12 protein-coding genes and 1 pseudogene are annotated in these 12,634 nt (G+C 60.7%); 5 read left to right on the top strand and 8 right to left on the bottom strand.

Annotated elements, in window-relative coordinates; genetic code table 11:
* Positions 1-172: 172 nt before the first annotated feature.
* From PSUM_RS21230 to PSUM_RS21210, 5 genes are all read left to right on the top strand, one after another.
* Positions 173-1,990, top strand: coding sequence for a glucan biosynthesis protein G (locus tag PSUM_RS21230; protein WP_033042742.1), 1,818 nt, complete (start codon positions 173-175; stop codon positions 1,988-1,990).
* Positions 1,983-4,553, top strand: coding sequence for a glucans biosynthesis glucosyltransferase MdoH (gene mdoH, locus PSUM_RS21225; RefSeq protein WP_083350020.1), 2,571 nt, complete (start codon positions 1,983-1,985; stop codon positions 4,551-4,553). The genes PSUM_RS21230 and mdoH overlap by 8 nt, the downstream gene beginning before the upstream one ends.
* A 241-nt stretch (positions 4,554-4,794) precedes the next feature.
* Complete coding sequence (locus PSUM_RS21220; protein ID WP_020798519.1) at positions 4,795-5,592, top strand: transporter substrate-binding domain-containing protein; 798 nt, start codon at positions 4,795-4,797, stop codon at positions 5,590-5,592.
* A gap of 139 nt (positions 5,593-5,731) precedes the next feature.
* The gene (locus PSUM_RS21215) at positions 5,732-6,691 is read left to right on the top strand and encodes an amino acid ABC transporter permease (RefSeq protein ID WP_033045447.1); all 960 of its coding nucleotides are present in this window, start codon (positions 5,732-5,734) and stop codon (positions 6,689-6,691) included.
* On the top strand, positions 6,684-7,418 hold the full coding sequence (locus tag PSUM_RS21210) for an amino acid ABC transporter ATP-binding protein (RefSeq protein WP_020798521.1): 735 nt from the start codon (positions 6,684-6,686) through the stop codon (positions 7,416-7,418). The genes PSUM_RS21215 and PSUM_RS21210 overlap by 8 nt, the downstream gene beginning before the upstream one ends.
* A 134-nt stretch (positions 7,419-7,552) precedes the next feature.
* Here PSUM_RS21210 and PSUM_RS32675 read toward each other — a convergent pair whose 3' ends face one another.
* From PSUM_RS32675 to hisI, 8 genes and pseudogenes are all read right to left on the bottom strand, one after another.
* Positions 7,553-8,266, bottom strand: coding sequence for a methyl-accepting chemotaxis protein (locus tag PSUM_RS32675; RefSeq protein WP_370628331.1), 714 nt, complete (start codon positions 8,264-8,266; stop codon positions 7,553-7,555).
* Positions 8,267-8,407: 141 nt separating this feature from the next.
* Positions 8,408-9,382 (bottom strand): annotated as a pseudogene (locus PSUM_RS32670) (methyl-accepting chemotaxis protein); the annotation flags it as partial.
* 267 nt (positions 9,383-9,649) lie between these two features.
* A complete protein-coding gene (locus tag PSUM_RS21200; RefSeq protein ID WP_033045335.1) occupies positions 9,650-10,357 on the bottom strand; it encodes a 16S rRNA (uracil(1498)-N(3))-methyltransferase in 708 nt (235 codons plus the stop codon).
* Entirely contained in the window at positions 10,354-11,148 is a 795-nt protein-coding gene (gene tatC, locus PSUM_RS21195; RefSeq protein WP_008058092.1) for a twin-arginine translocase subunit TatC, read from the bottom strand. Before tatC ends, PSUM_RS21200 begins: the two co-directional genes overlap by 4 nt.
* A complete protein-coding gene (gene tatB, locus PSUM_RS21190) occupies positions 11,145-11,570 on the bottom strand; it encodes a Sec-independent protein translocase protein TatB (protein ID WP_033045334.1) in 426 nt (141 codons plus the stop codon). The genes tatC and tatB overlap by 4 nt, the downstream gene beginning before the upstream one ends.
* A 10-nt stretch (positions 11,571-11,580) precedes the next feature.
* Positions 11,581-11,853 (bottom strand): twin-arginine translocase TatA/TatE family subunit, encoded by a 273-nt coding sequence (locus tag PSUM_RS21185; protein WP_020801012.1) that lies wholly within the window; start codon positions 11,851-11,853, stop codon positions 11,581-11,583.
* Positions 11,854-11,878: 25 nt separating this feature from the next.
* On the bottom strand, positions 11,879-12,211 hold the full coding sequence (locus PSUM_RS21180) for a phosphoribosyl-ATP diphosphatase (protein ID WP_020801013.1): 333 nt from the start codon (positions 12,209-12,211) through the stop codon (positions 11,879-11,881).
* The gene (hisI, locus tag PSUM_RS21175) at positions 12,204-12,605 is read right to left on the bottom strand and encodes a phosphoribosyl-AMP cyclohydrolase (protein ID WP_033045332.1); all 402 of its coding nucleotides are present in this window, start codon (positions 12,603-12,605) and stop codon (positions 12,204-12,206) included. Before hisI ends, PSUM_RS21180 begins: the two co-directional genes overlap by 8 nt.
* Positions 12,606-12,634: the final 29 nt, after the last annotated feature.

Genomic DNA, 12,634 nt, shown 5'->3' with positions numbered 1-12,634 from the left:
AGGTAGAGACTTGTCCGGATCCGATTGGGGAATCATTTTGCCCCAGCGGAGTCGGAACAATGCTCGCCAACTTGGCAAGAGTGGTCTGCAGGGTCGGCTTTTTCGCGCCGGATACCTGCTGGCCCTTTAACTGGCCGTTGGTTTTTTGATCTGTTTTCGGCGAGGGTTGCTCGTGATTGTTAGTCCCTGTAACGCACCAAAATTGACTGCCAAACGGTTTCGTAGCGCATTGGTAGCGGGCTCGGCACTGCTGTGCCTGCTCAGCGCCGGCCAGCTTTGGGCATTCAGTCTGGATGATGTATCGGTCAAGGCAAAAGAGCTGGCCGGGCAAAAGTACGAAGCTCCGCGCAGTAACCTGCCGAACGAATTCCGCGAGATGAAATTCGCCGATTATCAGAAAATTCGCTTCCTGACTGAAAAAGCCGAATGGGCCGATCAGAAGACCCCATTCAAGCTGTCGTTCTATCACCAGGGCATGCATTTCGATACGCCGGTGAAAATCAACGAAATCACGGCGAACACCGTCGAAGAGATCAAGTACGACCCGAGTCGTTTCGATTTCGGCGACGTCAAGTTCGATCCCAAGGCCACCGAGCAACTGGGTTACGCCGGTTTCCGCGTCCTGTACCCGGTCAACAAGGCTGACAAGCAAGACGAAATCATGACCATGCTGGGCGCGAGTTACTTCCGCGTGGTCGGCAAGGGTCACGTCTACGGCTTGTCCGCTCGCGGCATGGCGATCGATACCGCACTGCCGTCCGGCGAAGAGTTCCCGCGTTTTCGCGAGTTCTGGATTCAACAGCCGAAACCGGGCGACAAGCACCTGGTGATCTTCGCCCTGCTGGATTCGCCACGGGCGACCGGCGCCTACCGCCTGACCCTGCGTCCGGGCAGCGACACCATTGTCGACGTCAAGGCGCAGATGTTCCTGCGCGACAAGGTTGGCAAACTGGGCATCGCGCCACTGACCAGCATGTTCCTGTTCGGCGCCAACCAGCCGTCGAAAGTGCTGAACTACCGTCGTGAGCTGCACGATTCCAGCGGTCTGGCGATCCATGCCGGCAACGGCGAGTGGATCTGGCGTCCGCTGAACAACCCGAAACACCTGGCGGTGAGCAACTTCTCCGTCGAGAACCCGCGTGGCTTCGGCTTGCTGCAACGCGGTCGTGATTTCAGCCACTACGAAGACCTCGACGATCGCTACGACAAGCGCCCAAGCGCCTGGATCGAACCGAAGGGCGATTGGGGCAAGGGCACCGTCGATCTGGTCGAGATTCCGACCGCCGACGAAACCAACGACAATATCGTGGCGTTCTGGAGCCCGGAAAAGATGCCGGAGCCAGGCCAGCCGCTGGACTTCGCTTATCGCATGCACTGGACCATGGACGAAGCGGCGCTGCACGCACCGGACAGTGCCTGGGTCAGTCAGACCCTCAAATCCACCGGTGACGTCAAGCAGTCCAACCTGATTCGTCAGCCGGACGGCAGCGTTGCCTATCTGGTGGACTTCGAAGGTCCGTCCCTGGCAGCTTTGGCCCCGGATACGGATGTTCGCAGCCAGGTCAGCGTCGGCGAAAACGCCGAACTGGTCGAGAACAGCGTGCGCTACAACCCTGAAACCAAGGGCTGGCGCCTGACTCTGCGGATGAAGATCAAGGACCCGGGCAAGTCCACCGAGATGCGTGCTGCACTGGTGCAGAACATCGTGCCTGCCGATCTGGCCAAGACTTCGATTCCAGCATCCACTTCTTCCGTTGCCAAGGCCGACAAAGTTGCCGCCAAGCAAGCGGAGAAAGCGGACAAGGAAGCGAAGGCCGCCGAGGCCAAGCAGGCCGAAGCCAAGCCAGTCGCAGATGCCAAGGACAAGGCGAACAACAATGACGCCAAGCAGCCTGCTGCTGCCGACGCGGTCCCAGCCACACCGGAATCGGCATCGACTGAAGAAGTCCTGACCGAGACCTGGAGCTACCAGTTGCCTGCCGATGAGTAATTCTCAAGTACAGCCAGAGACTCTGTCCGAGTACCTGGCACATCTGCCGATGACCGACCAGCAGCGCGCGGAACTCGCGGGCTGCAAGTCCTTCAGCGAATTGCACGAGCGTTTGTCGTCTTCGACATTTGACGCCCCGACCGAGGCCGCCCAGGCATCGGTTGGCAAGCGCCTGACCCTGAGCACCGCTGAAGAGTTGCAGGACGCTGAAATGCTGGCGCTCGACGCCAGCGGTCGCGTCTGCCTGAAGGCGACCCCACCGATTCGTCGGACCAAGGTCGTGCCGGAGCCATGGCGTACCAATATCCTGGTGCGCGGCTGGCGACGTCTAACCGGTCGCACCAACCCGCCGAAACCACCGAAAGACGAGAACGTGCTGCCGGCGGCGCGCTGGCGCACGGTCGGTTCGATCCGTCGCTACATTCTGTTGGTGCTGATGCTCGGCCAAACCATCGTCGCCGGCTGGTACATGAAAGGCATCATGCCGTACCAGGGCTGGTCGTTCGTCGACCTTGATGAAGTCCTGCACCAACCGCTGTTGCAGACCGCCACGCAAGTGCTGCCGTACGCGTTGCAGACCAGCATCCTGATCCTGTTCGGAATTTTGTTCTGCTGGGTCTCGGCCGGTTTCTGGACCGCACTGATGGGCTTTCTCGAGTTGCTCACTGGTCACGATAAATATCGTATCTCCGGCAAAAGCGCTGGCAACGAGCCGATTCCGAAGGATGCGCGCACCGCACTGGTGATGCCGATCTGTAACGAAGACGTGCCTCGTGTATTCGCCGGCTTGCGTGCAACGTTCGAGTCGGTCGCCGCCACAGGTGACCTGGATCGCTTTGACTTCTTCGTGCTCAGTGACAGTAACGACGCCGACATCTGCGTCGCCGAACAGCAAGCCTGGCTGGACGTCTGCCGCGAAGCCGGTGGCTTCGGCAAGATCTTCTATCGTCGCCGCCGTCGTCGTGTGAAACGTAAAAGCGGCAACCTCGACGACTTCTGCCGTCGCTGGGGGGGTGACTACAAGTACATGGTGGTGCTCGATGCTGACTCCGTGATGAGCGGCGAGTGCCTGACCAGCCTGGTGCGCCTGATGGAAGCCACGCCGGACGCCGGGATCATCCAGACCGCGCCACGTGCGTCGGGCATGGACACCCTTTATGCGCGTATGCAGCAATTCGCCACCCGTGTGTACGGTCCGCTGTTCACCGCTGGCCTGCACTTCTGGCAGTTGGGCGAATCCCACTATTGGGGCCACAACGCGATCATCCGCATGAAGCCGTTCATCGAGCACTGCGCCCTGGCGCCGTTGCCGGGTAAAGGCGCGTTTGCCGGTGCGATCCTGTCCCACGACTTCGTCGAAGCCGCGCTGATGCGCCGTGCCGGTTGGGGCGTGTGGATTGCCTACGACTTGCCAGGCAGCTACGAAGAATTGCCGCCAAACCTGCTGGACGAACTCAAGCGTGACCGTCGCTGGTGCCACGGTAACCTGATGAACTTCCGCCTGTTCCTGGTCAAGGGCATGCACCCGGTGCACCGCGCCGTGTTCCTGACTGGCGTGATGTCTTACCTGTCGGCGCCACTGTGGTTTTTCTTCCTGGTATTGTCGACGGCGCTGCTGGCGGTCAATACGTTGATGGAGCCGCAATACTTCCTTGAACCGCGCCAGCTTTATCCGCTGTGGCCACAATGGCATCCGGACAAGGCGATTGCGCTATTTTCGACCACCATCGTGCTGCTGTTCCTGCCGAAGCTGTTGAGCATCATCCTGATCTGGGCCAAGGGCGCGAAAGAGTTCGGTGGCAAGTTCAAGGTCACGCTGTCGATGCTGCTGGAGATGCTGTTCTCCATGCTGCTGGCGCCGGTGCGGATGATTTTCCACACCCGTTTCGTGCTCGCCGCATTCCTCGGCTGGGCTGCGACCTGGAACTCGCCGCAGCGTGACGACGACTCCACACCCTGGAGCGAAGCGGTCAAGCGCCACGGTCCGCAGACCTTGCTCGGTTTCTTCTGGGCACTGCTGGTGATCTGGCTGAACCCAAGCTTCCTGTGGTGGTTGGTACCGATCGTCGGTTCGCTGATGTTGTCGGTCCCGGTGTCGGTGATTTCCAGCCGCGTCGGCCTGGGCCTCAAGTCCCGTGACGAGAGCCTGTTCCTGATTCCAGAGGAATACAATCCACCGCAGGCGTTGCTGGCGACTGACCAGTACACTCATGAAAACCGTTATCACGCGCTCAAGGAAGGCTTCATCCGCGCGGTGGTCGATCCACAGCAGAACGCCCTGGCGTGTGCGCTGGCGACCTCGCGGCACCGTGAGGCCGAGCCGATCGAATGGCTGCGGGTGGAGCGGGTCCGGCACGCGATGAAAGTCGGGCCTGAAGGCTTGACCAACAATGAGCGGGTACAGTTGCTGAGCGACCCGGTTGCATTGGCCCGTTTGCATGATCAGGTCTGGAGCGAGGGTCACCCTGAGTGGCTGGGTGCTTGGCGCAAGTCGGTCCAGGCCGACCCCCATGCACCGCTGTTGCCGCTTCAGCCGCTGAGCGCACAGCCTCAGTTGGCGTAACGAAAAAAAACCGCGAAAGCGGGTTTTTTATTGATCGTTTGGACGCGGAGCGTCCCTGGCTGCATTCCCACGCAGAGCGTGGGAACGATCAATTGCCCAAAAAACTTGTGCAATTGGACAGGTGCGTTAGCATCCGTCCCCGAATTGGTGCGCCCGGACCGTTTTGCGTCCGTATCTATCGGTTTTCTCAGGAAAACTGTCGATTTCGTGCCGCAAACGCAATGGTTTTGGGGACTTGAAGATGAAGAAGTATCTGTCGATGCTGCTGCTCGGCGTCACGGCATTGGTTGCAGTCAGCGCGGCGCAGGCCGGTGCCATTGATGACGCGGTCAAGCGCGGCACGTTGAAAGTCGGCATGGACCCGACCTACATGCCGTTCGAAATGACCAACAAGCGCGGCGAAATCATCGGTTTCGAAGTCGACATCCTCAAAGCCATGTCCAAGGCCATGGGCGTCAAGCTGGAGCTGGTGTCCACCGGCTACGACGGCATCATCCCGGCCCTGCTGACCGACAAGTTCGACATGATCGGCAGCGGCATGACCCTGACCCAGGAGCGCAACCTGCGCCTGAACTTCAGCGAACCGTTCATCGTGGTCGGCCAGACCCTGCTGATCCGCAAGGAGCTGGAAGGCACCATCAAGTCCTACAAAGACTTGAACACCGCTGACTACCGCATCACCTCAAAACTCGGCACCACCGGCGAGATGGTCGCCAAAAAGCTCATTGCCAAAGCCAAGTACCACGGCTACGACAACGAGCAGGAAGCTGTGCTCGACGTGGTCAATGGCAAGGCCGACGCCTTCATCTACGACGCCCCTTACAACGTTGTCGCCGTGAACAAGGTCGGCAACGGCAAGCTGGTGTTCCTCGACAAGCCGTTCACCTACGAGCCGCTGGCCTTCGGCCTGAAGAAGGGTGACTACGACAGCATCAACTTCATCAACAACTTCCTGCACCAGATCCAAGAAGACGGCACCTACGATCGCATCCATGACAAATGGTTCAAAGACACCGCATGGCAGAAGGATATGGAGTAACACCTCTACTTGATCGTTCCCACGCTCTGCGTGGGAATGCCGCCCGGGACGCTCCGCGTCCCTTCGCAAGCGTGACGCAGAGCGTCAAAGGATGCATTCCCACGCAGAGCGTGGGAACGAGCGAATCAGAGAAGCGTTCATGAAACAGAAAAAAGCCCAATGGCCCTGGCACGTCCTGACCGTGCTGGTGCTGATCGGCCTGGCTGGCGCGTTGTATTACGCCACCTCGCTGATGTCCTACGAATGGCGCTGGAACCGCGTACCGCAGTACTTTGCCTACCACGCCGAAGAATCCCAGCGCGCCGCCGACATCTCCACCGTCAGCGAGTTAGTGCGCAAGGGCGATAAAGCTGAGGTCACGCTGCGCAATGACGCAGGCGACGAACAACACCTGATCGTCGACGAAAACAGCCTGCAAGTCGCCCAGGGCGATGATGTGGCCGAAGGCGATGTGATTGGCGTAACCCGCCACTGGGCCGCCGGGCCGCTGTTGTGGGGTCTCTGGACCACATTGTGGCTGTCCGTGGTGTCCGGCGTGCTCGGCCTGTTGATTGGCTTGGCGACGGGCCTGTGTCGGCTGTCGAATAACCCGACCCTGCGCGACCTCTCGACCATCTACGTCGAACTGGTGCGCGGTACTCCGCTGCTGGTGCAAATCTTCATTTTCTACTTCTTCATCGGCACCGTAATGAACCTGTCCCGGGAATTCGCCGGGATCGCCGCGCTGTCGCTGTTCACCGGCGCCTACGTCGCAGAGATCATCCGCTCCGGCGTGCAGTCGATCGCCCGTGGCCAGAACGAAGCGGCCCGCTCCCTCGGCTTGAGCGCGGGTCAGTCGATGCGCCACGTGGTGCTGCCGCAAGCGTTCAAGCGCGTACTGCCGCCGCTGGCCGGGCAATTCATCAGTCTGGTGAAAGACACGTCGCTGGTGTCGGTGATCGCGATTACCGAACTGCTCAAGAGCGGTCGCGAAGTCATCACCACCTCGTTCTCGCCGTTCGAAATCCTATTCTGCGTCGCCGGCCTGTACCTGTTGATTAACCTGCCGCTGTCGAAAATCGCCAGCCGGCTTGAGCGGAGGCTCGCGCAAAGTGATTGAAGTCCGCGATCTGGTAAAAGTCTTCGATACCCGTGGCCAAGTGGTACGCGCCGTGGATAACGTCAGTACAACGGTCGCCAAAGGCGAAGTGCTGGTTGTGATCGGTCCGTCCGGTTCCGGCAAGTCGACCTTCTTGCGTTGCCTTAACGGCCTGGAGGAGTTTGACTCTGGCTCGGTGAGCATCGACGGCCTGCAACTGGCCGATCCGAAAACCGACGTGAACGCCTACCGCCGTGAAGTTGGCATGGTATTCCAGCATTTCAACCTGTTCCCGCACATGACAGTGCTGGAAAACCTGTGCCTGGCGCAGAAAGTCGTGCGCAAGCGCGGCAAGAAAGAGCGCGAGGCCAAGGCCATGGTGCTGCTCGAAAAGGTCGGTATTGCGCAGAAAGCCAACGAATTTCCGTCGCGGCTGTCCGGCGGTCAGCAACAGCGGGTAGCGATTGCCCGTGCGCTGGCGATGGAACCGAAGGTGATGCTGTTCGATGAGCCGACCTCGGCGCTCGACCCGGAAATGGTTGGCGAAGTGCTGGATGTGATGAAGACACTGGCCGTGGAAGGCATGACCATGGTCTGCGTCACCCATGAAATGGGCTTTGCCCGTGAAGTGGCGGACCGGGTGTTGTTCTTTGACCATGGCAAGCTGCTTGAAGACGCTTCGCCGGCAGAGTTCTTTGATGCGCCGAAGGATCCGCGGGCGCAGGCGTTTCTTCGTCAAGTTCTGTAACTTCACCGGCTGCTCAATCCCTTCGCGAGCAGGCTCGCCCCACAGTGGATCTGTGTACGACAGAACCCTGTGGGGCGAGCCTGCTCGCGAAGGCATCACCTCGGTCCCAGGCGAACCGAGGCTCTCGCATCACCTCAAACCCTGAACTTGCCCACCAGCATCTGCAAATGCGTCCCCAATCGCGCCAGCTCGATGCTGGACGCCGCCGTCTCTTCACTCGCAGCCGACGTCTGGTCCGACACATCACGCACGTTCAGCACGCTTCGGTTGATCTCTTCGGCCACGGCGCTCTGTTGTTCAGCCGCGGCGGCAATCTGTTGGTTCATCGCCTGGATCGCCGACACCGTGCGTGTGATGTTTTCAAGTGAGCCGCCGGCGCGACGGGTCAGTTCCACGCTGCTGTCGGTCAGGGCGCGACTGTTGTCCATGATGTTGGCCACGTGCTGGGTGCCGCTTTGCAGGCCGACGATCAGCTCTTCGATTTCTTCCGTGGACTTCTGGGTACGCTGGGCCAGGCTGCGCACTTCATCAGCGACCACGGCAAAACCGCGCCCCGCCTCACCGGCACGGGCGGCTTCAATAGCCGCGTTGAGCGCCAGCAGGTTGGTTTGTTGGGCCACCGACTTGATCACGTCGAGCACGCTGCCGATCTTGTCGCTTTCGCGCTTGAGCTCGCCCATGGCCTCGGTGGAGTGACCCACTTCCTTGGCCAGGCGCTCGATCTGCGCGATGGCTTCGCCGACTACCTTGTCACCTTCGCGGGCCTGCTGGTCGGCTGCTACAGCGGCCTCCGAGGCTTCCTCAGCGTTGCGTGCGACTTCCTGCACCGTTGCGGTCATCTCGTTCATGGCGGTCGCCACCTGATCGGTCTCGACCTTCTGGCTGTTGACCCCGGCGCTGGTCTGTTCGGTGACGGCCGACAGTTCCTCGGCGGCGCTGGCGATCTGCGTGACGCCGTCGCTGATGCCGCCGATCAATTCGCGCAGGCCTTGGGTCATGCTCTGAATGGCGCGCTGCAGTTGGCCAAGTTCATCCTGGCGACGGGACACCAGGTTGTGGGTCAGGTCGCCGGCGGCGATGCGTTCGGCCGCCTTGAGGGTCTGGTTCAGCGGAATCACGATCTGCCGGGTGATGGCCCAGGCGGCAAACAGGCCTATGACCAAGGCCAGGAGGGTGGCCAGCAACAGCATGTTCTTGGCGTGCGCTACGTCGGTATCGCGCACCAGGGTTTGCGAGACGGTGAGCTTCTTGCTGACGTCGAGCAGAATCTCGCCTTGGGCAGCCATATGTTTGAATGCATCGGCGCTGGCGGTCTGGGAATCGTGGTATTGGATGACCGCGGCGCGGTAAGCCCTGAGCGAGTCTGTTGCTTGCTGCAAGTTAGCGATGTGTTGTTCTGGCAGCTTCGACGGCAGGCTTTGCAGATATTTCAGGGCGTTGTCGATGGCGTCCAGCGCTGGCTGTTCTGCCTCGGCCTTGCCGCTATAGGTGTAGCCACGCACCTGAAAGCGCGCTTGCTGGATCAATTTGCTCAAGTCGATCACGCTGTTGAACTGCGCCACGCTGTCGCCTTGCAGCAGGGATTGTTCGACTTCGGCGACTTTGGCCACGGCATTGTCGGCGGTGGCGCCCAATTTGCTGCGAGCATCTTCGCGACTGGCGCTGATCTGGGTCATGGACGCGAAAGCTTGCTTGTACTGGCTGACGGCGGCCAATTGCTGGTCGACCATGGTCACGTCGGCGGGTTGCTCGATCATCCGGCGAGCCGCTTGCAGGCTGGTGTCGAGCTTGCCCAGCAAATCGTTGACGGCGCCAGGGCCTTGTTCGCCGCGGCGCATTTCGTAATCCAGGCGGGCGATGCGCAGGTCTTTGGTCATCCCGTTGATATCGGAAATGAACCCCAGCGTATCACCGCGACGGGTGACGTCGCTCAGGCCGGTCCAGCCCGTGAAGGTGATCAGCATCGTCAGCAGCAGCACAAGACCGAAGCCGACGCCCAGCTTGCGGTTTACGCTTACGTTCCCCAGTTTATCGGCTAGCGATTGGTACATGCTGCAACTCTCCCGGAGCAAACATTGGTTTCATGGGAGGTATATCGGCAGGCGGGGGAAATCCTGTAGGAGCGAGCATGCTCGCGAAGGTCGTTAACGATGACGCTGGCTGCCTGAAACCCTGCGGCGCTCTGTTGGCCATCGCGAGCATGCTCGCTCCTACAGGGGGGCGGTGTTTGGTTAGAAGAGCCGGGCGAGCAGCGCGGTAACGGCAGTTTCCACGCGCAGGATGCGCTCGCCCAGCTGCACCGGTTGCAGGCCGGACTTGCCCAGCAAGTCGATCTCGTAGGGGATCCAGCCACCTTCCGGGCCGATGGCCAGGGTCACGGGCTCGGTGAGGGCGCGGGGGCAGGGCGGGTATTGGCCTGGATGACCAACCAGGCCGAGAGTGCCCTCGGTAATGGCAGGCAGGCGATCTTCGACGAACGGCTTGAAGCGTTTCTCGATCACGACTTGCGGCAACACGCTGTCCCTGGCTTGTTCGAGGCCCAGGATCAATTGCTCGCGAATGGCCTCGGGCTCCAGGAACGGTGTCTGCCAGAAGCTCTTCTCGACGCGATAGCTGTTCACCAGCACGACCCGTGGCACACCCATGGCCGCGACGGTCTGGAACACCCTGCGCAGCATCTTGGGCCGCGGCAGGGCCAGGACCAGGGTCAACGGCAACTTGGCGGGTGGGGGCTGGTCGAGGGTGACGCGCAGTTCCGCCTCGTTGGCGTCCAGGCGCAGAACCTCCGCCGAGCCCATCAGCCCGTCGATGCGGCCGACACGCATGCTGTCACCCACTTCGCAGCGGTGGACTTCCTGCATGTGGGTCAACCGCCGATCGCGCAGAACCACCCGGTCGGCCGCAATAAAGTCGGCCTCTTCAAGGAGCAGCAGGTTCACGGTTGGGTCGCTGGCGGCTGGTCGTTGTTATCGTCGGCAGGCTGGTCGTCCGGATGCTCGCCACGCTTGCTGATCAGGCTGCCGAACAGGATGCCGATCTCGAACAACAGCCACATCGGTACGGCCAGCAGGGTCTGCGAGAAAATGTCCGGCGGGGTCAGGATCATGCCGACGACGAAGCAGCCGATGATCACGTACGGACGGATTTTCTTCAGGTACTTCACGTCGACCACGCCGATCCACACCAGCAGCACCACGGCCACCGGGATTTCGAACGCCACGCCGAAGGCGAAGAAGAGCGTCATGACGAAATCGAGGTAGCTGGTGATGTCGGTCATCATTTCCACGCCGGCCGGGGTGGCGGCGGCGAAGAATTTGAAGATCAGCGGGAACACCAGGAAATAGGCGAACGCCATGCCGGCGTAGAACAGCACGATGCTCGAACACAGCAAGGGCACGGCGATGCGTTTCTCATGCTTGTACAGGCCCGGTGCGATGAAGCCCCAGATCTGGTGCAGGATCACCGGAATCGCCAGGAACAACGACACCATCATGGTCAGCTTCAGTGGCGTCAGGAACGGCGACGACACATCCGTGGCAATCATCGTCGCACCGGCTGGCAGGTAGGCCCGCAGCGGTGTCGAGACGAAGGTGTAGATTTGCTGGGTAAAGGCGAACAGCCCGGCAAAGATGATGAAGATCGCCGCTACGCAGCGCAGCAGGCGGGTACGCAACTCAGTGAGGTGCGAAACCAGCGGCATGTGCTGGTCGTTTTCAGGAAGATCGCTCATGGGGCTCGCGGCGGCAATGTTGGGTCTTGAGGGGCCGGCGCAACGGGCGCCGCCGCAGGTGCAACGTGTTCGACCGGGGTCGTTGCGACAGGTACAACTTCGACTGGCGCAGATTCAACGACAGGCGCATGAATCGTCGGCGACGCTGCAGGCTCGACAGGTGTCGGTTGCTGCTGGGTCGGCGAGAAGATCTTGCGGGCCTCCTGCTCAAGCGACAGGATGTGCTCGTTGTGCAGTTGCCGACGAATCTCGTCGGCACCGATTTCACGTTCAACTTCCTGTTTGATTGCGTTGAAGCTGCGCTTGAGGCGGCCAACCCACAGGCCGGCGGTACGCGCAGCGCCCGGCAGGCGCTCGGGGCCCAGCACCAGCAGGGCGACGAGGCCAACGAGCAGCAGTTCAGAGAAGCTGATACCAAACATTAGTCAGTGCTCACGAGTCTTTGCGGATCGGCTCTTCGACTTTTTGCGCCTGCACGTCGATGGTGTGCGGCTGGTTAACAGTGGCCTGTGGCTGAACCGGCGGAACCGGTTGGGCCGGAGTCGCGGTCGGGTCGGCCGGTTTTTCGTCGTCGTTCATGGCCTTGCGAAAGCCCTTGATGGACTCGCCGACGTCGGTGCCGAGGTTTTTCAGTTTCTTGGTGCCGAATACCAGTACCACGACAACCAGAATGACGACCCAGTGTTTCCAGTCAAAAATGCCCATGCTGCTGCTCCTCTCTAATAGTTATTCAGGCGGACGGGCGCGAGGCTTTCTCGGCGTGTCCGGACAGACCGAAGCGACGGTCCAGTTCATCGAGTACAGCCTGGGGATGCTGCCCCAATTGGGCGAGCATGACCATGCTGTGGAACCATAAATCGGCGGTTTCGTAGATCACATCGCTGCAGTCGCCGCTGATGGCGGCGTCCTTGGCGGCAATGATGGTCTCTACTGACTCTTCGCCAACTTTTTCCAGAATCTTGTTCAAGCCCTTGTGGTACAGGCTGGCGACGTACGAGCTGTCGGCGGCGGCGCCTTTGCGCTCTTCCAGCACCTGGGCCAGACGGATCAACGTGTCACTCATGTTTGTGTCCTGCGCAATAGATGGCGTGCGGATCTTTCAGGACCGGGTCGACAGTCGTCCAGTCGCCGTTCTCGAAAACACGGTAGAAGCAGCTCTGGCGCCCGGTATGACAGGCAATGTCGCCAATCTGCTCGACCATCAGGATGATCACGTCGGCGTCGCAGTCCAGGCGCATCTCATGCAGGGTCTGCACATGACCGGACTCTTCGCCCTTGCGCCACAGCTTGCCGCGCGAGCGCGACCAGTAGATGGCGCGGTTCTCGGCAGCCGTCAGTTCCAGTGCTTCGCGGTTCATCCAGGCCATCATCAGGACGCGCCCGGTCTTGTGGTCCTGGGCAATCGCCGGCACCAGGCCGTCGGCGTCCCATTTGATCTCGTCCAGCCAGTTTTTCATCTTCGACTCCGACAGCAAGCCCGACACAT

Source organism: Pseudomonas umsongensis, assembly GCF_002236105.1.
Lineage (GTDB): Bacteria > Pseudomonadota > Gammaproteobacteria > Pseudomonadales > Pseudomonadaceae > Aquipseudomonas > Aquipseudomonas umsongensis.
Note: the sequence above shows the minus strand (reverse complement) of the source record. Positions and strands in the feature narration are given on the sequence as shown.